General features: G+C 44.1%; 19 protein-coding genes, 1 tRNA gene and 2 pseudogenes. 13 read left to right on the top strand and 9 right to left on the bottom strand.

What is annotated here, in order from left to right; genetic code table 11:
- Positions 1-6: 6 nt before the first annotated feature.
- Positions 7-984 (bottom strand): 2-hydroxyacid dehydrogenase, encoded by a 978-nt coding sequence (locus HC660_RS17500; protein ID WP_168748822.1) that lies wholly within the window; start codon positions 982-984, stop codon positions 7-9.
- Positions 985-1,387: 403 nt separating this feature from the next.
- Between HC660_RS17500 and HC660_RS17495 the strand changes: the two genes are divergently transcribed.
- Positions 1,388-1,972, top strand: a complete 585-nt coding sequence (locus HC660_RS17495; protein WP_010331989.1) for a beta-class carbonic anhydrase — start codon at positions 1,388-1,390, stop codon at positions 1,970-1,972.
- Positions 1,973-1,990: 18 nt separating this feature from the next.
- The gene (locus HC660_RS17490) at positions 1,991-3,601 is read left to right on the top strand and encodes a SulP family inorganic anion transporter (protein WP_168748821.1); all 1,611 of its coding nucleotides are present in this window, start codon (positions 1,991-1,993) and stop codon (positions 3,599-3,601) included.
- 29 nt (positions 3,602-3,630) lie between these two features.
- On the opposite strand, the gene HC660_RS17485 is transcribed toward HC660_RS17490, so the two are convergent.
- Entirely contained in the window at positions 3,631-3,951 is a 321-nt protein-coding gene (locus HC660_RS17485; protein ID WP_010331987.1) for a MazG nucleotide pyrophosphohydrolase domain-containing protein, read from the bottom strand.
- Positions 3,952-4,068: 117 nt separating this feature from the next.
- On the opposite strand from HC660_RS17485, the gene HC660_RS17480 reads away from it, so the two are divergent.
- The 3 genes and pseudogenes from HC660_RS17480 to HC660_RS17470 form a co-directional block, all read left to right on the top strand.
- Entirely contained in the window at positions 4,069-4,644 is a 576-nt protein-coding gene (locus tag HC660_RS17480; RefSeq protein WP_010331986.1) for an LOG family protein, read from the top strand.
- 153 nt (positions 4,645-4,797) lie between these two features.
- Positions 4,798-5,106, top strand: a pseudogene (locus HC660_RS17475) (LacI family DNA-binding transcriptional regulator); the annotation flags it as partial.
- Positions 5,107-5,108: 2 nt separating this feature from the next.
- Positions 5,109-5,378: pseudogene (locus HC660_RS17470) on the top strand (HAD-IA family hydrolase); the annotation flags it as partial.
- A 112-nt stretch (positions 5,379-5,490) separates the two neighbouring features.
- Here HC660_RS17470 and clpP read toward each other — a convergent pair.
- Complete coding sequence (gene clpP / locus HC660_RS17465) at positions 5,491-6,087, bottom strand: ATP-dependent Clp endopeptidase proteolytic subunit ClpP (RefSeq protein ID WP_003326811.1); 597 nt, start codon at positions 6,085-6,087, stop codon at positions 5,491-5,493.
- A gap of 280 nt (positions 6,088-6,367) precedes the next feature.
- Between clpP and HC660_RS17460 the strand changes: the two genes are divergently transcribed.
- Together HC660_RS17460 and HC660_RS17455 are read left to right on the top strand one after the other, a co-directional pair.
- Positions 6,368-6,443 (top strand) — tRNA-Arg (locus HC660_RS17460).
- Between the two features lie 153 nt (positions 6,444-6,596).
- The gene (locus HC660_RS17455; protein ID WP_168748820.1) at positions 6,597-7,112 is read left to right on the top strand and encodes a DUF3231 family protein; all 516 of its coding nucleotides are present in this window, start codon (positions 6,597-6,599) and stop codon (positions 7,110-7,112) included.
- A gap of 43 nt (positions 7,113-7,155) precedes the next feature.
- On the opposite strand, the gene HC660_RS17450 is transcribed toward HC660_RS17455, so the two are convergent.
- From HC660_RS17450 to sacB, 6 genes are all read right to left on the bottom strand, one after another.
- Entirely contained in the window at positions 7,156-7,470 is a 315-nt protein-coding gene (locus HC660_RS17450) for a DMT family transporter (protein ID WP_029441074.1), read from the bottom strand.
- Positions 7,470-7,805 carry a DMT family transporter gene (locus tag HC660_RS17445; protein WP_168748819.1) on the bottom strand — a complete coding sequence of 112 codons (336 nt, stop codon included), beginning with the start codon at positions 7,803-7,805 and terminating at the stop codon, positions 7,470-7,472. Before HC660_RS17445 ends, HC660_RS17450 begins: the two co-directional genes overlap by 1 nt.
- Positions 7,806-7,882: 77 nt before the next feature.
- Positions 7,883-8,467, bottom strand: a complete 585-nt coding sequence (locus HC660_RS17440; RefSeq protein ID WP_168748818.1) for a TetR/AcrR family transcriptional regulator — start codon at positions 8,465-8,467, stop codon at positions 7,883-7,885.
- Positions 8,468-8,563: 96 nt separating this feature from the next.
- The gene (aspP, locus tag HC660_RS17435) at positions 8,564-10,126 is read right to left on the bottom strand and encodes an aspartate/proton symporter AspP (protein WP_168748817.1); all 1,563 of its coding nucleotides are present in this window, start codon (positions 10,124-10,126) and stop codon (positions 8,564-8,566) included.
- 126 nt (positions 10,127-10,252) lie between these two features.
- Positions 10,253-11,803: a glycoside hydrolase family 32 protein gene (locus HC660_RS17430; protein ID WP_168748816.1), complete on the bottom strand. Its 1,551-nt coding sequence runs from the start codon at positions 11,801-11,803 to the stop codon at positions 10,253-10,255.
- Between the two features lie 76 nt (positions 11,804-11,879).
- Positions 11,880-13,301, bottom strand: a complete 1,422-nt coding sequence (sacB, locus tag HC660_RS17425; RefSeq protein ID WP_010331970.1) for a levansucrase — start codon at positions 13,299-13,301, stop codon at positions 11,880-11,882.
- Between the two features lie 561 nt (positions 13,302-13,862).
- On the opposite strand from sacB, the gene HC660_RS17420 reads away from it, so the two are divergent.
- From HC660_RS17420 to HC660_RS17395, 6 genes are all read left to right on the top strand, one after another.
- On the top strand, positions 13,863-14,204 hold the full coding sequence (locus tag HC660_RS17420) for an ArsR/SmtB family transcription factor (protein WP_010331969.1): 342 nt from the start codon (positions 13,863-13,865) through the stop codon (positions 14,202-14,204).
- Positions 14,205-14,215: 11 nt separating this feature from the next.
- Complete coding sequence (locus HC660_RS17415) at positions 14,216-15,514, top strand: arsenic transporter (RefSeq protein ID WP_168748815.1); 1,299 nt, start codon at positions 14,216-14,218, stop codon at positions 15,512-15,514.
- Between the two features lie 22 nt (positions 15,515-15,536).
- Positions 15,537-15,956 (top strand): arsenate reductase (thioredoxin), encoded by a 420-nt coding sequence (arsC, locus tag HC660_RS17410; protein WP_168748814.1) that lies wholly within the window; start codon positions 15,537-15,539, stop codon positions 15,954-15,956.
- Positions 15,937-16,272, top strand: a complete 336-nt coding sequence (locus tag HC660_RS17405) for a hypothetical protein (protein ID WP_168748813.1) — start codon at positions 15,937-15,939, stop codon at positions 16,270-16,272. Before arsC ends, HC660_RS17405 begins: the two co-directional genes overlap by 20 nt.
- A gap of 13 nt (positions 16,273-16,285) precedes the next feature.
- Positions 16,286-16,852, top strand: a complete 567-nt coding sequence (locus HC660_RS17400) for a C1q-like domain-containing protein (protein ID WP_010331966.1) — start codon at positions 16,286-16,288, stop codon at positions 16,850-16,852.
- A gap of 131 nt (positions 16,853-16,983) precedes the next feature.
- On the top strand, positions 16,984-18,339 hold the full coding sequence (locus HC660_RS17395) for a serine hydrolase (protein ID WP_168748812.1): 1,356 nt from the start codon (positions 16,984-16,986) through the stop codon (positions 18,337-18,339).
- Positions 18,340-18,347: the final 8 nt, after the last annotated feature.

Below are 18,347 nucleotides of genomic sequence, written 5' to 3'. Positions count from 1 at the left end.
TTTAATTTACCGAAATTCTCTTGTCAGATTTTTCGGTGTTTCCCCTTTGATAGCTGCGATCATGTTTTCAGCAGCCTGTTTACACATATTGAAGCGCACTTTCGCTGTTGCTGAGCCGATATGCGGCAGTAGTGTGACATTGTCAAGCTGCAAGAGCGGATTGTCTTTTGCGACAGGTTCTTCTTCGTACACGTCTAAACCGGCACCACGAATCCAGCCTTCTTGAAGAGCGCGGATGAGGGCTTTTTCATCAACTGTCTTTCCCCGGGAAATATTGACGAAAATTGCGGAATCCTTCATCAGTTTAAATTCGCGTTCCCCGATCATGTGATACGTTTCGTCAGTCAGCGGAGTAATCAGCAAAACAAAATCTGATTGCTCCAGGAGTGTGTCAAGTTCAGCGTATTTGGCGCCGATGCTTTCTTCAGTTTCTTGTTTGCGGTGGCGGTTATGATAAAGCACGTCCATATCGAAACCGAATTTGGCGCGTCTGGCCGCTTGCTCGCCGATTCTGCCCATACCGATAATGCCTAATGTTTGATGATGGACGTCAATGCCGAAAAGGTCTTCTTCTTCAACCGTACCCCATTTACCGGCCCGGACGAAACGGTCAAGCTCAGCAACACGTCTGGCCGATGAAAGAATTAAAGAAAAGGCCAGATCTGCCACTGTATCATCCAGTGTATAAGGCGTATGAGTGCCGACGACGCTTCTTTCTTTCATCGCTTCTATATCAAAATTATCGTATCCGACGGATTGATTGCTGACGACCTTCAGCTTAGGAGCATGTTCAAGCAGCTCGCTGTTGATGGACGGCCCAGATGTTCCAGTCGTTAAAAGCCCTTCAGCATCTTTCATTTTCTCGAATAGCACCTCTTGTGGAAGTGAATCCTCCTGCCATATCTCATAACGGCAATGCTCACTGATCATGTGTTCAATCTCTTTAGGAATGGGTTTGGTGATAAATACAAATGGTTTCAACAAGGCTCCCCCTTTATGGCTGTTGTCTATTTTATTATATCGGAAAGAGATAAAAGTTAGAAATATTGCTGCGTTTGTTAAATTTCTGGTTCTTTTGAACTTAAAATGATTGCGATGAATGAAAAAATAGCAGCCTCTGCTTAAATAAGTTTTTTAATTATCTGAATTCGCCTATATTTTTTGTCAGACAAATCACCAAAATATCAGCAAAACCTGGATTATAGGATTCAATAAATATAAATTTTATTATCTTTGAAAGATATAAATGTTTATGTTTTTATTTTACAGTCCAATTAGATCGTCTTTTAATGAAAGCCTTTTCGCGGCCTGTTCCTATGCTATAATTCCTTACTGTAAGCTAGGCAAGAAGGCTTGCAAAATCATATGGATGGGAGATGAATTTAGAATGGTTTCTTTAACATCAATTTTGGAACACAATCAGCAGTTTGTCAGAGAGAAGAAGTACGAACCCTACAAAACGACAAAATTCCCTTCAAAAAAGCTCGTTATTGTTACCTGTATGGATACAAGACTCACAGAACTTCTTCCGCAAGCAATGGGGCTTAAAAACGGCGATGCTAAGATTGTAAAAAACGCGGGAGCCATCGTTTCTCACCCATTTGGAAGTGTCATGCGCAGCATATTGGTCGCCGTTTATGAATTGCAGGCGGAAGAGGTTTGCATCATCGGCCACCATGAATGCGGGATGTCAGGCCTGAATGCTACCTCAATTCTAGAAAAAGCAAAGGAACGCGGGGTAGAAGCAAGCTGCCTGAGTTTACTTGATAGCGCCGGATTAGATTTGAAAACCTGGCTGACCGGCTTTCACAGTGTGGAAGAAAGCGTTTCCCACAGTGTCAATCTGATCAAGAATCATCCGCTTCTGCCAAAAAAGCTGCCGGTTCACGGGCTTGTGATACACCCGGAGACAGGCAAACTTGACGTCGTGATTAACGGTTATGAAACTGAGTTCATAAAGACTAATTCATAAGGGAGGTTTTAACAAAATATGCGATTCTCTGGGAGATTCAAGGGATACAATTTACAGAAATTTCAGAAAGACCTGATTGCAGGTATCGTAGTAGGAGTCGTGGCAATTCCTTTAGGTATGGCGTTTGCCATTGCCTCGGGAGTCGAGCCTGAATATGGGCTGTATACTGTTGTTGTGGCGGGGATCTGTATTTCTTTGTTCGGGGGATCTAAATATCAAATAGGCGGTCCGACAGGCGCGTTTGTCCCGATTTTATTCGGTATCGTGATGCAGTATGGGCTGGAAAATCTGCTGATAGCGGGGTTTATGGCAGGCGTCATGCTGGTGCTGTTCGGATTGTTTAAGCTCGGCAAAATTATGAAGTACGTGCCGAAGCCAGTTATCGTCGGATTTACGGCTGGAATCGCCGTGTTAATCTTCACTGAACAAATCGCTAATTTTCTCGGTTTGAAAAACGTAGAAAAACATGAGAACTTTCATCACAACATGTTTGAAATTGCACAGAAGCTCGGCACCTTTAACGGATATGCCATTTTGACAGCGGTCATCGGACTTGTCATTTTGCTTGTATCCGCCAAAGTGATGCCAAAGATACCCGGAGCTTTATTGGCTCTTCTCATTTCCACGCTTGTTGCGGTTGTGTTTTTCCCTGACCGCATGGCAACGATTGGCTCAACCTATGGAGAAATTCCTCGCCATTTGCCGGAATTTCAGTTTCCGGAGCTGACAATAGATAAAATGGTCATGCTGTTTCCGGCAGCGCTTGTCATCGCGCTTCTTGGCGGCCTCGAGTCCATATTATCCGCGATGGTTGCCGATAATATGAAAGGGTCAAAGCACGACAGCAACAAAGAGCTTGTCGGCCAGGGGATTGCGAATATGGCCGCGCCGCTGTTTGGCGGAATCCCGGCTACCGGAGCGATTGCGCGGACGGCAACCAATATTAAAAATGGAGCGGTTTCACCTGTCTCAGGTGTCGTTCACGGCGTCGTGGTTCTTCTCGTACTGCTTGTATTCGCGCCTTATGCTTCCCACGTTCCGCTTGCAAGTATGGCGCCGATTTTGATGGTTGTCGCATGGAATATGAGTGAGCGGAAGGAAGTCGCAAACATGCTGAGACTGAAAAACGCCGATTCCTTCATTTTAGCCGCTACCTTTGTCCTGACGGTTCTGTTCGATTTAATCGTCGGTGTGGCGACCGGATTGTTGCTCGCATTTGTGTTCTTCATCAGAAGAATGAGCGAAGCGACCCGTATTCACAATCAGGAGTCTCATCCAGCTCTTGCGAAAGCGGCTAAGAGGGAGCAGGGGACAGATCCTTCGGTCAGCATGTACTCCATAGAAGGACCGCTGTTTTTCGGATCGATTGATTCACTTGAATCGTCACTGTTAGAGCATGTACAGAAAAAGCCGAAGACCCTCATTTTGCTCATGAATAAAGTGCATTACATGGATACATCCGCAGAAGCAGTGCTTGGGAACGTTATGAACCGAATTAAACGCCACAACGGAAAGCTGATGATTGTAGGACTGCAGTCTCAGCCAAGGGAGCTGCTGCATAAAACAGGCCTATTTCACAAAATAGGGAAGCAGCATTTCTTTGATCATCATGATGAAATCACAGGGTGAAAAAAAACGGCCGACTGCGGCCGTTTTTTTTATGCATGCTCAAATCGTTTTGTCAGTTTTTCTTGGTGGGCTTTCATCACGTCACCTAATGAAACGCCGTACATATCAGCAAGGATGGCGATATTCCCGATGACGTCTCCCATTTCTTCAATCAATTCTTGTTTTTGCTCAGCTCGTGTCGATTCTTTCTCATCCGGCCGGTCTCTGCCGATTTCATACGCCCGGACAGCCCGTGCCAGCTCTCCGGCTTCCTCCATTAAAAACCCGACTCGAATAAACGGTCCGTATTCCGTCCAGCCCCTTTTTTCGTAAAACTCTTTCATCCATTTTTCAGCATCTGCCAGCTGCAACATCATCACTCCTGCATTCTTTATGTATTTCATATTGATATTATCACATGAAGGTGGGACAATATATAGTGTGTTTTTTTGAATGTTAACACGATATATAGATGCGGAGATGACAAGATGAAAACAATTTGTGTATTTGCGGGCTCAAACCCGGGGGGAAATGAAGCGTATAAAAGAAAAGCGACGGAGCTTGGCGTGTATATGGCAGAGCAGGGAATCGGCCTGGTATACGGGGGCTCTCGAGTAGGTTTGATGGGCGCGATTGCCGATGCGTTAATGGAAAACGGCGGCACTGCAATTGGAGTGATGCCGAGCGGCCTGTTCAGCGGAGAGGTTGTCCATCAAAATCTGACAGAGCTGATTGAAGTCAACGGCATGCATGAACGAAAGGCAAAAATGAGCGAACTGGCTGACGGCTATATCGCCATGCCTGGCGGTTTCGGTACATATGAAGAATTATTTGAAGTGCTTTGCTGGGCGCAGATCGGCATTCATCAAAAGCCGATCGGACTGTATAATGTCAACGGATATTTTGAACCGATGATGAAAATGATCAAATACAGCATTCAAGAAGGATTTTCTAACGACTCTCATCTTAAACTGATCCATAGCTCTTCACGGCCCGATGAGTTAATTGAGCAAATGAAGAACTACTCATATCCGATTTTAGAGAAAAAGTGGACAGAAATTTAGTGAGCAATCAAAGCTGATTATTACAATGTGAGGTTTCCTGTAGGAAATCTCTTTTTTAGTTTCTTTATGGTTACATAGTATAATTTACTATAATAAAGGACTTTTTCACTAGTTTGGATAGGCGTAATAAGCACAGGTGAGGAGGGGATGAAAATGGCAACATTGTCAGATGTAGCGAAAAAAGCAAATGTTTCGAAAATGACGGTATCAAGAGTGATCAATCACCCTGAGACGGTGACAGACGAATTAAAAAAGCTTGTTCATTCCGCGATGAAAGAGCTGAATTACATCCCTAATTATGCGGCAAGAGCGCTCGTGCAAAACAGAACACAGGTTGTCAAACTGTTGATTCTCGAGGAAATGGATACGACAGAGCCGTATTACATGAACTTGCTGACCGGAATCAGCCGGGAGCTGGACCGCCGCCATTATGCTTTGCAGCTTGTGACAAGAAATTCTCTTACCCAACGGCTCTTGCGAACGGGAAACCTGATCCCGAGATATTTTTAACCGCCGCAGCGCTGCTTGGCGTCTCTCCGGCTGATTGTGCGGCAATAGAAGACGCTGAAGCGGGTATCGCCGCCATTAAATCTGCCGGGATGTTTGCGGTTGGAGTCGGTCATGAACAATCAATGCATGATGCTGATTTGATTGTCAGGCAAACTTGCGATTTGTCGTTTGATGTGCTCAATGAAGAGTGGAAGGCTTATAGAATAAACAGTATACAAATGTGAAAGGAGGAGAAAGGGGCTGCATTTCCGATGTTTTGTATGTTCACTTGTCAGTAAGTAAATTCCTTTAGCATGAAAAAACCTGCAAGAGACATGTCTCTTGCAGGTCGCAGTATTACTTTTGCTCTTCTGTGTTGCGTGTCAAAACCTTATCAATCAAGCCGTATTCCATTGCTTCTTCGGCTGATTTGAAGTTATCGCGGTCAGTATCGCGCTCAATGACTTCAAGCGGCTGGCCTGTGCGTTCAGCAAGCACTTTGTTTAATTTGTCGCGAAGCAAGAGAATGCGTTTCGCAGCAATTTCAATTTCTGTTGCCTGACCTTGCGCTCCGCCAAGTGGCTGGTGAATCATAACTTCACTGTTAGGAAGCGCATAGCGTTTGCCTTTTTCTCCGGCAGCAAGCAGGAATGCACCCATTGATGCAGCCATACCGATACAAATTGTAGATACCTTTGGCTTAATAAACTGCATGGTATCATAAATCGCCATACCGGCTGTGATAGAGCCGCCCGGGCTGTTGATGTAAATAGAAATATCTTTTTCAGGGTCTTCTGCTTCTAAGAATAAAAGCTGTGACACGATGGAGTTCGCAACGTTGTCATCAATCGCAGATCCAAGCATGATGATACGATCCTTTAATAAACGAGAATAAATGTCATACGCTCTTTCCCCGCGGTTCGTTTGTTCAATGACTGTAGGTATTAAATTCATAATGCTCCTCCTTCACCTTTTAGGTAAGTATGTAGTTACATGATACATTTTTGGTCAATAAAGGTCAAACAAAAAGCTGGCTTGACATGCAAACTCTTCTCTTTTTCCCATTTTCCCCAAAAATACAACGGTTCAAACCATCGTATGTGAGGTTCTGAAAGAAGATGATGTGTCTTCTTAAAAAAACAGCCCTTTCAAAAAGAGGGTTGTTTTTTTAGCTGAAATGCCGTATAATGAGTTATGCTGACGTTATCATCACGCAGTGAAAATATGTCAATATGCGCTCGTAGCTCAGTTGGATAGAGCGGTGGTTTCCGGTACCACGTCTGTCGGGGGTTCGAATCCCTCCGAGCGCGTCCAATAGAACAACAGGAAAGACAAGGGTTTGGCGATTGCCGCTCTTGTCTTTTTTGTGTTGTACAAGAAAACATAATCGCAAATACATAATTTTCCCCATGCAGGGCATCGTAGGTAAATGAACAGTATTGAATTTGCTAAGGAGGATGACAATGGGAATTTTAAGCGGTAATCCGCAAGAAGAACCGATGCATTATGGTGAGGTATTCAGCTTGTGGAGTTATGTGATGGCGGGAAATAAAATGATCGGCAATTTTCAGATGTTATTGCATCATGTTGGTGATGCCGACTTAAAGAAGCTGCTTCATGAGGCCATTGAGAAGTGTCAAGATGAAATCAAACAGGTCAGCAATATCCTGAAAGAAAACGGCGTGGCGCTTCCGCCTGCTTCTCCTGAGCCGCCGGACGCAGATCTAAACGAGATTCCGCCGGGCGCGCGGTTTCTCGATCCGGATGTGGCCGCATCTGCAGCGGCGCAAAATGCAGTGGGTCTTGTGACATGCAGCAAAATTATGGGACAGTCGATTCGCGAAGACATTGCCATGATGTTTGGGCAATTTCATATGAGCAAGGCAGCAACAGGAGCAAAATACTTAAGGCTGCTGAAAAACAAGGGCTGGCTGATCCCGCCGCCGCTTCACCTTCATAAACATCAAGATGATGAGTAAAAGATAAAAGGCATATACAGCTATCTGTATATGCCTTTTATGATTAAGACGTAAGACGCAGGCCGATGACACCGGCAAGGATCAGGCAAAGAGAAATCAGCTGAGAAAGCTGAAACCGTTCCTTAAACCAAATCAGGCTGACTGCTGTTACGCCTATGCTGCCTATACCGGTCCAAACGGCATAAGCAACACCGGATGGCAGGATTTGCATGGCCTGTGAAAGGCAGTAAAAAGATAAAGCAAATCCGGCAGTCATCACAATAATCGGCCATTTTTTCTTTGTGCCGTCTATATATTTCATGGCGATGGCAGCTATAATTTCTTCTATACCCGCAATGAATAATAAAAACCACGCCATTATTTTTCACCTCTCGGCTGAGTTTTACTTTCTTTTGTGAAAAGCTTCATTCCTAAAATGCCGGCTAGCAGCAGCATTAAAAAGAAGATTTGGGCTGCTGAGAAGGATTCGCCTAAGTAGATTCCGGTCGTGTAGGTTCCGACCGTTCCAATTCCGACAAATACGGTATACGCCGCGGCCATAGGGATTTTTCGATAAGAGCGGATTAACAGTATAAAGCTTATCGCTATTAATAGAAAAACGATAATCCAATCAAAAAGCGAATCCGCATGTTTGAGGGAGGAGGCCCAAACCACTTCTAGAAGCCCTGCTATTAAAACAAGCATCCAATACAACATAAACACCTCTTTTTATGAATGAACGTCAGTCATTTTTAGATATTAAAAAATGAGCGGTGTCACCCAGTCATTTTTTAAGCTTTATCTAAGCTCCGTTTTAAGAATGTAAAAATTTCTTTTTTAGATACTTCAAGATTTTCATCTTGTTCAAACCCGATATAAAACCGTTCTGCTGTGTTCTCAACTAAATTGATGATGGTTCTTGCCGTCCACTTTGCATTGATGCCTTCGATCACATCTTGGCTGTCGATCGCCTTGTTGATGATGTTCTCAAGCCAGGAATAATAAGGCTGATAAATGGTCTCCCATTTTTCCATGGAATGGTCGATGGCAAGCCCCGAATAGCAAAGGACAATAATATCTTTATGGCGCTCTGTGATGTGAAACGTCTCATCAATTAAGGTTTGTAAGACGGTCCAAAAATCTTCCTCGCCATTCAGTCTTCCTTTGATTTGCTCTAGCGTGTGAGTGAGAAGGTTTTCCGCTATGGCCGGAATCAAAGCATTTTTGGATGAAAAATATAAATAAAACGTTCCTTGGGCAGTCCCGGCTTTTTTTACGATATCTGAGATGGAGGCCTTATCGAGTCCCTTTTCAGAAATGACTTCAATCGCCGCCTGCAGAATCTTTTCATATTTTCCTGATGTTTGTTTTGGCATGAGGAACACCTCCTGTAATGACTGACTATCATTCATTTTATCTCGAGTGATGGCGTTTGTAAAGCGAAAAAAGAAGCAAGAGAAACTCCTGCTTCTTTATTTATCATAATCAATCGCGGCTTTCGGGAGCCCGGTATACTTTGCCCAATAATAAATCGCAAGCGAGCCGACAGCAACCAAAATGAGATCGATGGGATTGCTGATCAAGCCTAGGCCATGCCCGAAAGAGCCGATATAGGAAAAAATCAGCATCATGACATAAAATCCGACGAGCCACCAGGCTGATTTCAGCTGCTGGGCAAGGCTTACATCTTCTTTAGGCGCGTATTTGCTGAAGCAGAGATAGATCAAAAACATGACGAGCTGTGAGCCGAGAAGCCAGGAAACGGTTGTCCATCCTGACCAGTACACAATAAACGCTGTAAAAATAAATGAAAGCGGCCCGATAATGCTCATTCCTTTTAAATAAAACGGCCTGTTTAAGTCCTTCGCATTTACTCTCAGTGCGGCTGAAGAAATCGGCGCAATCGCATAAGAAAGGATTAAGGCAACAGAACAAACATTGACGAGCGCATTCCATGAAGGAAAGGGAAGCGTCCAGAATATCGAGAGACCGAACGAAAGCCATAGAGACGCCCGGGGGGTACCGGTTTCTTGATTGACCTTTGAAAATACACGGAATAACGTGCCGTTCCGTGCCCAGGCGTAAACGAGACGAGACGTCGTATTCATAAATATATTCCCATTTCCTCCGGGGGACAGGATCGCATCCAGAATGACTAGCGTTGCAAGCCATCCTAAACCAAGCATGACCGCAATATCTTTAAACGGCAATGAAAACTCACGGCCGATTGCCGGCCAACCGTTTTTCAGCGTTTCTGTCGGAATCGCACCGATAAAGGTAACTTGCAAAACAGTATAAATGATGGTGGAAACGATAATACAGATAATTAATGCGATTGGGATGTTACGCTTCGGGTTTTGCACCTCGCCGGCAACAGATACGATAGGGTGCAGCCCGAGATACGCAAACATGACACCCCCGGTCGAAATGGCGGCCTGTATGCCTGTAAAACCAAAAGGCGCAAACCCTTCAACCGATAAGTTCCCTGGCTGAAAATGAAAAATCAGCACAATAATGATCGTGACCGGAACGATATATTTAAAAATAGAAATAATGAAATTGGCCTTAGCAAAGGTTTTGACGCTCCAATAATTCAGCAGGAAAAACAAGCAGAGCAAGGCAAACTGCAAAATCCAGCCTGCGATAGTCGGGGAGTCAGAGCCCTCTTTGGTCAGGCCCGGAAACCAATAGGCCACATATTGCCGGACAGCTGTGACTTCAATCGAAATCAGGCTTGTGTAAGCGACAATTGTGACAAATGAAATTAAATAGCCGACCAGATGGCCGTGTGAATAAACCGGATACCTGATGATGCCTCCAGTGCGGGGCAAAGCGGCTCCGAGCTCCGCGTACACCAGTCCGATTAACAGAATAATGGCTCCTCCCATAATCCAGGAAAAAGCGCCGGAGGGTCCTGCTTTTGAAGCGACATTACTGACAGCGAACAGCCATGCTGATCCAAAGATAGCTCCCATCCCGATCAAAATCAGATCAAACAGCGACATCGATTTTTGAAAATTTCCTTGTTTAGACATCCGCTTCCTCCTTAGAAACAAGCCTTATATTTCTTACAATGCCCAATATGAAACAGACAATACGCACCTGCTGATTGCTTTCGGCTCTCACAATAAAAACAGATGCAGCAAGCGCTGCATCTGTCTTTATTGATGAATCGTATCGAAATGTTTCACTTTTATATTTGTAAAGGAAGCTGAGCCGCCTTCAGAAAAAAGAGTAATGCCTTTATCCTCGGATTTCGGGAACACTTCATTTGAAAAAACGGTTTTCCCGTCACCGACAAACACTTCTATCGTTGTTTTATCAACGAGTATTTTTAAATGCACATTTTGTTTGCTGCTGTCATAGGGCGCTTTGCTTTCAACGAACCTTTTGCTTTTATCAGGCTGGTCTGTGAAAGCTCTGTTGATATACGCATAGCCGCCTTCAGCAAATATGCCGACATCAATATGGCGTTTTTTGTCTGCCGATTCTCTCAGCCGGACGCCGGCGTTTTTCATATCTGACCAAGAAAGATCCATATCCAGCTGATACGTATCGCCTGTTATGGACAGGGTTTTGGAGCCGCTGACACTCAGTTCTTTCACTTCGTCAGTGGAAGCGGAAAGCTGCTGCAATGCTTCAACAGGCTGTGAGACGAGGCTGTATGTGCCGTCCTGCTGCTGGAGCCGGATTTCACGCACGATTGAGTCTGTGCCGTTAAAGCCATTTTTTCGGGTCGGCGTGTTATTCGCGTAATCCCAATTATTCATCCAAGCCAGCGCGTAACGCTTATTCAATTGATCTGTGTCTTTCCCGTCCTCAAACGTTACGCCCCCGTACCAGTCAAATCCGTAATCAAGCCATTGGGGTTCGGTTTGATCCGCAGAAAATTCTTTTCCGTCAAAGCCACCGGTCCAGTAGGCGTACGTATTGGGTTTGCCCCACGGTTTCCCGTTTGCGCTTGCGCCGAGAATCCACTTCGTCGTCCCGTCACTTGCCCGCATCATGTATAGGTCGGGGCATTCGATCATGCCTGCCTGCTTCGTAATAAAACCGCTTGTGTACTGCCAATCCTTTAAATTATCGGATTCATAAAAGCCGATTTTTGTTCCTTCGGCCATGACCATTACCCATTTATGATCCTGATCATCCCATATGACTTTAGGGTCTCTGAAATCATTTGTCCCCGGATTGGGCATAATGGGATCAGCAGTGTAGGGCTTAAATGTCTTCCCTTTGTCTGTGCTGTACCATAAATGCTGCTCCTGCTTTTTGTCTTTGGCTGAAGGCTGAGTCACAATGGCGACAAGTGCATTTTTGCCAAAGCCGGCTGTATTTTCTTTATCGATGACGAATGATCCGGTCCAGATGTCGCCGTTTGGATTTGTGTATTTGGGAATCGCCACGCCTTCATCTGTCCAATGTACCAAATCCTCTGATACGGCATGCCGCCATTCCGTGCCGTTGCCATTTGGATAATCACCGTTATACAGATAATAGTAATGATACTCTCCATCGAAATAGATGGGTTTTTGTGGGTCGTTTTTCCATTTGTCAGGAGCCGTAAAATGATATGCCGCCCGGTAGTCCGGCTTATGGGTTGATTTTGATTTTTTGACCGGTTCCTCTTTTGGCCATAGGTCTATAAACAAAAGGATTCCTAAAAAGATGAGGAATACCGCTGACCATTTGCATGTTTTTTTATATGTCATTTCGGTTTCTCCGCTTTAGATTTTAATAAAGAAATAAAAGAAAATGCCAATAGGGTATCGGCATTTTCTTTTGCGTTTATTTGTTAACTGTTAGTTGGCCTTGTTCAAGGATGCTGTTTTTCACAACAGATGTCTTTTTGCCTTTGATGTTCAATAAGAAGCTTGGCGCGAACGTTGCCTGCTTGTCTGCATAGAAGCCTCTGTTTGTCATGTAGCTTGTAATAACGACATTGTTACCTTCAGCTTGTGGTACGGCAAAGTGTGAGTAAGTAAAGGTCACATCGTTAGGATCAAGATCCATTTTCAGCACAAGGCCGGTTTTGTTCAGCGGCTTGTACGGGCCTGTTAAGGAGTTGGAAACATAACCCAGCATGTAAATATCGTTAGACGTAATGCCGTCGATTGTCATTTTTGATCCTCTAGAGTCAGTGAACAGATACCATTTGCCGTTCATTTTGAAGACATTTGCACGTTCGATTTCGTCAGTCACTGTGTTAGACGTGATCAGCGGCTTCATGACTTTCTTCAATGTGTAGTCATCGTTAAGCTCAATAATGCCAAGTGCGCCGTTAGCTAATTCTGCAGTGCGTTTCTTATCGCTTTGCAGAAGTTTTTGACTTTCTTGACGGAAGAATGATGAGCTTTTGCCATAATAAGCTTTGTTAAATAAAGATTCTTCGCCTTGGTAGCCGTCTTCAGTTCCTGTGTTTGCTTCAAATACTAGGTATTTGCGGCCGTGATCTTCCACATAGTGAGGATCTCTCAGCGTATGGTTATCGCCTGAACTATAGTTGCCCTCATCAATGAACTGTTGAACATTTTGATACGTTTTGCCATCGCCGTCAAAAATTGATTTGTGATCTTCTACACCGTTAATCGTAAGAGAACTGTCTGAAGTTGACACGTTAACCTGCGCAGTTGTCAGTGTTTGTTTGCCGTAATGTTTACCGGAAAAGTCAGTGTAGAATAAACGGATTTTGCCATCAGATGTAAATGTAGCTGATCCTGACCATTCTTGTGTTTGATCTTTTAAGATGGGATCATTTGCGTCAAACTTGTCACTGTCTTTAAAGACACGGCCTGCGTTTTTCCAGCTGTCAATGGAAGTCTCGCCAACTTTTTGATAGAACATGTAAATTGATGTGTCATCCGCGTTTTTAGGGTCTCCGGCTAATGCAAAGACAATGTGATAGCCGTGATAGTTTGCGACTGTGCCGTCCGCGTTTTGCAATGGCCAGCTGTCCCACACGTCCAAACCTTTTGCGGAAGAGATGTTTTTAATCTTTGATTGGTCAAATTCAGGCACCTGATATTTTTCATTCTTTTGCTGTTCAGGGATTTGCAGCATGTCGTGGCGGGTAATATGGGAAATGCCGTATGTCTCTTTATACGGTTTGTGATCTGCTTCTTTCGCAAACGCTTGAGTCGCGCCTCCTGCCAGCAGTGCGGTTGTAAAGGTTAATGCTGTTGCCTGTTTGGCAAACTTTTTGATGTTCATCGTTCATGTCTCCTTTTTTATGTACTGTGTTAGCGGTCTGCTTTCTTCCAGCCCTCCTGTTGAGTGGCAAGTCGGTTACGTGCAATAAAAAAAGACCTAAAATATGTAAAGGGGTGACGCCAAAGAATACACTTTGCCCTTAACACATTTTAGGTCTTGCCTGCTTTATCAGTAACAAACCTGCGTAATTTACTTTTCGACATTATTCTATTAGACACTGGACCTTATTTCAACGGGTCTATTTTCCTCTTTTGTTTGATAGAAAATGAATAAAAAGATTTTAAGAGTACAGGTCTTATGGACTAATCAGGCTGATTATTTCTTTACATCTTCTATAGGTTATCACAAGCTTTCGCATGGGTATAAAGTTCCTTTTTATTAAGCCTAACCGAACAACACAAAAGTGATGAAAAATGTAAATTCATCAATAACGACAGTATAAATAAAGCCATTTCCGTAAAAAAAATTTTTAAGCGGAGGTCCTATCTCTTCTATTATATAAGTATTGACTTATATATTCAGTGGATTATACAATGAACGCGGAAGGGAGCTGATGCTTTCATGAAGCATGCCTTGACATCTACTGAAATCAGTCGCTGCCTGAAGCTTCTTCATGATCAAACCAGGCTTTTGATCATGAAGAAGCTGGAGGAAAAAACATACTGTGTCTGCCAGTTTGTCGAGATGTTTGACATGAGCCAGCCAGCTATCAGCCAGCATTTGCGGAAGCTGAAACAGGCTGGATTTGTGAATGAAGAGAAAAAGGGACAGTGGCGGTTTTATTCAATTAATTCGGCTTGTCCTGAATATGGATTGATTCAATCGATTCTCGGTCACATCAGATCAAATGATGACGTGTTGCAGTCTATTCAGAAAAAAGAAACTCAAGTTTCTTGTAAGTAGGAGGTTCTCGTTTGAGTTCAGCGGTTTTAGCAGCAATGATCTTTATTCTTACACTTATTTTTGTTATTTGGCAGCCGAAACATCTGTCTATTGGCTGGTCAGCCTGCGGGGGAGCGGTTTTGGCTTTGCTTGCGGGGGTTGTGAGCGTGAAGGATGTGGCGGACGTTACGGGCATTGTATGGAATGCCACTCTGGCGTTTGTGGCGATCATTCTCATCTCGCTCATTTTAGACCACATTGGCTTTTTTGAATGGGCTGCTTTGCATATGGCAAAGGCGGCTAAAGGAAGCGGCCTGCGTATGTTTATTTATATTTCCGTTTTAGGCGCTGTCGTGGCGGCGTTTTTTGCCAATGACGGTGCGGCGCTTATTTTAACGCCAATTGTGCTTGCGATGATGCGGGCTTTGCGTTTTGAAGAAAAGCTGGTGTTTCCATTTATTATCGCGAGCGGGTTTATCGCTGATACAACATCGCTTCCGCTTGTGGTCAGCAATTTGGTCAATATCGTGTCGGCCGATTTCTTTCACGTCGGGTTCATTGAATATGCGGCACGGATGATTGTCCCGAATCTCTTTTCGCTTGCGGCAAGCATACTCGTTTTATACTTATTTTTCAGAAAAGGGATTCCGAAACATTATGATCTCAGTCAGGTGAAGAGACCGGCTGACGCCATTAAAGATATAAACATGTTTCGTATGTCTTGGCTTGTGCTGGGCATGTTATTAATCGGTTATTTTGTAAGCGAAATATGGTCCATCCCCGTATCCTTTATCGCCGGTGCGGTGGCTGTTTTCTTTCTTATTATGGCGAAGAACAGCCCGGCCGTTCATACAAAGCAGGTGGTCAAAGGGGCACCGTGGGCGATTGTGTTTTTTTCCATTGGGATGTATGTCGTCGTGTACGGGTTAAGAAACGCCGGCTTAACAGACCTTCTGTCCAGCCTTATACAGACAGCCGCAGATCAGGGGCTATTGGCGGGAACCATTGGAATGGGTTTTATCGCGGCTATTTTATCATCGATAATGAATAACATGCCGACCGTCATGATTGATGCTATTGCGATAGCCGGTACAGATACACATGGAATAATGAGAGAAGCCTTAATTTATGCAAATGTCATCGGTTCTGATCTGGGACCGAAAATCACGCCGATTGGGTCGCTGGCGACGCTGTTATGGCTTCATGTTCTCGCCCAAAAAGGAGTGAAAATCTCTTGGGGGACATACGTGAAAACAGGGATTATCCTGACGGTTCCGACCCTGCTGATGACTTTATTCGGCCTTTATATCTGGTTATTGATCATTCACTAAAACATTTGGGAGATGAACAAACATGCCTAAAAAAACCATCTACTTTTTATGCACGGGCAACTCCTGCCGCAGCCAAATGGCTGAAGGCTGGGCGAAACAATATCTAGAAGATGAATGGAATGTATACAGTGCGGGGATTGAAGCGCATGGGCTCAATCCGAATGCTGTAAAAGCGATGAAGGAAGCGGGGATCGACATATCCGGCCAAACATCAGATATCATCGATCCGGCTATTTTAAACAGTGCTGATCTTGTCGTGACGCTTTGCGGAGACGCAGCTGATAAATGCCCGATGACGCCGCCTCACGTCAAGCGCGAGCACTGGGGCTTTGATGACCCTGCAAAAGCGGAAGGATCCGAAGCGGAAAAATGGGCGTTCTTTCAGCGTGTTCGTGACGAAATCGGTGAGCGGCTCAAACGTTTTGCGGAAACAGGTAAATAAGCTGGAAAAGCCGGGAGAATCGTCTTCCGGCTTTTTTACGGCTCTCATCGCGGTGATTATGATGGTGACCGCAGATAACAGAGGGCGACCTAACGATATTGGCGTTGCTGAATCTCGTAATGGCAATTTAAGTGTGGATGGATCTTATATCTTTTTTATAAATCTTTTAATAGAAACAGTATTCTGTTTTGGAATAGCTGCTTTTATTTCTGTATTTGAGCTTTGTCGGGCAGATACCGTTTCAAAGCCTGTAACGATCAATATAATAATGTATGGCGAAAGCAAACAAATGATAGAAGCGATAGAAAATGTATAGGGAGGAAAAAGTCATGCCGCCAAGGCCAACTAAATGGATTAAGAGGAACGATCGGCCGGAACCTCTTTTATCACCAAGTGTCATGCAAGGAAGAAATGGAAATTCCTCATCCGCTCAACAAAACCAGGGCTTTGCACCAGCTACAGCAAATACGAACCAGCCTATTTCCGCTTTCAGAGCCACCAGCAATACAAATCTATCAGTGGCTGCAAATGCAGCTAGCGGAGTCTTATTTCAAAATGTAGAATTTGATTTGGCGAATGAATATAACCCAAACACTTCTACATTTTCACCGAGAACAGCAGGCGTATATTCTCTTAACGCATCAGTTGAGTTTCAAACGAATGCGATTGTTGACTTCAACTTAGAAGTCGTATTTCTTGTGAATCAAGATGTGATAGGCGGAAATAACACATTTCAAGCAGGGAATCTCCCGGCTGTCGTAGCCATTACGGAAATTCTTCAGTTAAACGCCGGAGATACGGTGACAGTTGCAATGAGAAGTACTGCCGCCGGAGTCATTCAAGCAACTCCGAGAACCCGTTTTGCAGCCGCCAGAGTTCCTTCTCCGACTGCGTAAAAAGGGATTTTTGATTCGTGTAAATCTAAAGTTGATTTTTCCTGTTTGAGGATTGATCAGCTTTTTTTATATTTTCAAAATAATTGAAACATTAATAGCTCAGTATCGTACAAAAAAGGGGAGGTGAAACAATGAAGCAGGATAAAAGGAATGACCTTAAGATTTTATTTGAAACATTAGGCGAAAGAAATCATTTCAACGGGGCGGTTTTAGCTGCAGAGGATGGCGGCATCTTATACCATCACGCTTTCGGTTATGCGGATTTGCCGGAAAAACGGCTTTTGCAAGAAAATTCTTTGTTTGAGCTGGCATCACTATCAAAGCCTTTTACAGCGCTGGCAGTTGTTTTATTGGAAGAGAAAGGGATGCTTGGTTATGAGGATAAGGTGGAGCGCTGGATTCCCGGATTTCCATATGAAGGCGTTACGATACGGCATTTATTGAACCATACATCCGGGCTTCCGGAATATATAGAGTGGTTTTTGGTCAATTGGGATAAAAGCAGGGTCGCAGTGAATCAAGATGTAGTGGATATGCTGATGAATGAGCAGCCTCCTTGCTATTTTGCTCCGAATGAAGGCTGGCTGTACAGCAATACGGGGTATGTACTGCTGGCAGTTTTGATTGAGAAGGCATCCGGCATGAGCTATGCGGATTTTTTGAAACAGCATATTTTCACCCCGGTCGGTATGGCGAACACGAGAGTATATAACAGGAGGCTGCGTCCTGAGCAGATCGATGACTATGCGTATGGATATGTGTATGATGTGCATTCCGGCCAGTACGTTCTTCCAGATGACCTGGAGGAAACGAGCTATGTTGTGTATCTGGATGGAATACAGGGAGACGGTACAGTGAATTCTGTCACAAGCGATTTATTTCGATTTGATCAGGCTTTATATCAGGACAAATTGATCAGCAAGGCTTCTAAGGAAGCCGCATTTTCTCCTGTACAACTGAGCAATGGGGAAACGGTTGACTACGGATTTGGCTGGGTGCTGCAAAACAGTCCTGAAAAAGGGCGGATTGTCAGCCATAGCGGAGGATGGCCCGGCTATTCGACGATGATGATCCGATATATAGATCATCGTAAAACGCTGATCTATTTGAGCAATATGGAACAGGATGCTGATTATGAACAAGCGATACTGAAGGCGGCGGAGAATATTTTATTTGACCAGCCTTATAAGATCCCTGAACGTCCAGCTGATAAAAAGAAAAAAGAAATTGATACAGCGATTTACAGCCGCTATGTTGGCAGCTACTCCTTTCATGATGGAACCGCTGCGACTGTGACAGCTGAGAATGAGCGGCTTTATCTGCAAATCACCGGACAGATGAGGTTTGAATTATTTCCTTCCTCGGAAACCCGTTTCTTTCTGCAATCATTGCCTGTTGAAGTTGAATTTATGTTAGGGGATGATACTGCGAAAAGTTTTATCGTTTATCAGGACGGAACAGAGGGAGAAGCGGTCCGGACGAATTAGAAAGGATT

The organism is Bacillus mojavensis (assembly GCF_012648005.1).
GTDB lineage: Bacteria > Bacillota > Bacilli > Bacillales > Bacillaceae > Bacillus > Bacillus mojavensis.
Note: the sequence above shows the minus strand (reverse complement) of the source record. Positions and strands in the feature narration are given on the sequence as shown.

What these genes read in the sequence shown, in the direction of transcription:
- arsC (WP_168748814.1), top strand. Translation starts at nt 15,537, where the DNA reads ATGCCTAAAAAAACCATCTACTTTTTATGCACGGGCAACTCCTGCCGC.
- HC660_RS17420 (WP_010331969.1), top strand. Translation starts at nt 13,863, where the DNA reads ATGAAGCATGCCTTGACATCTACTGAAATCAGTCGCTGCCTGAAGCTT.
- HC660_RS17480 (WP_010331986.1), top strand. Translation starts at nt 4,069, where the DNA reads ATGAAAACAATTTGTGTATTTGCGGGCTCAAACCCGGGGGGAAATGAA.
- HC660_RS17490 (WP_168748821.1), top strand. Translation starts at nt 1,991, where the DNA reads ATGCGATTCTCTGGGAGATTCAAGGGATACAATTTACAGAAATTTCAG.
- HC660_RS17395 (WP_168748812.1), top strand. Translation starts at nt 16,984, where the DNA reads ATGAAGCAGGATAAAAGGAATGACCTTAAGATTTTATTTGAAACATTA.
- HC660_RS17400 (WP_010331966.1), top strand. Translation starts at nt 16,286, where the DNA reads ATGCCGCCAAGGCCAACTAAATGGATTAAGAGGAACGATCGGCCGGAA.
- sacB (WP_010331970.1), bottom strand. Translation starts at nt 13,301, where the DNA reads ATGAACATCAAAAAGTTTGCCAAACAGGCAACAGCATTAACCTTTACA.
- HC660_RS17440 (WP_168748818.1), bottom strand. Translation starts at nt 8,467, where the DNA reads ATGCCAAAACAAACATCAGGAAAATATGAAAAGATTCTGCAGGCGGCG.
- clpP (WP_003326811.1), bottom strand. Translation starts at nt 6,087, where the DNA reads ATGAATTTAATACCTACAGTCATTGAACAAACGAACCGCGGGGAAAGA.
- HC660_RS17495 (WP_010331989.1), top strand. Translation starts at nt 1,388, where the DNA reads ATGGTTTCTTTAACATCAATTTTGGAACACAATCAGCAGTTTGTCAGA.
- aspP (WP_168748817.1), bottom strand. Translation starts at nt 10,126, where the DNA reads ATGTCTAAACAAGGAAATTTTCAAAAATCGATGTCGCTGTTTGATCTG.
- HC660_RS17450 (WP_029441074.1), bottom strand. Translation starts at nt 7,470, where the DNA reads ATGGCGTGGTTTTTATTATTCATTGCGGGTATAGAAGAAATTATAGCT.
- HC660_RS17430 (WP_168748816.1), bottom strand. Translation starts at nt 11,803, where the DNA reads ATGACATATAAAAAAACATGCAAATGGTCAGCGGTATTCCTCATCTTT.
- HC660_RS17455 (WP_168748820.1), top strand. Translation starts at nt 6,597, where the DNA reads ATGGGAATTTTAAGCGGTAATCCGCAAGAAGAACCGATGCATTATGGT.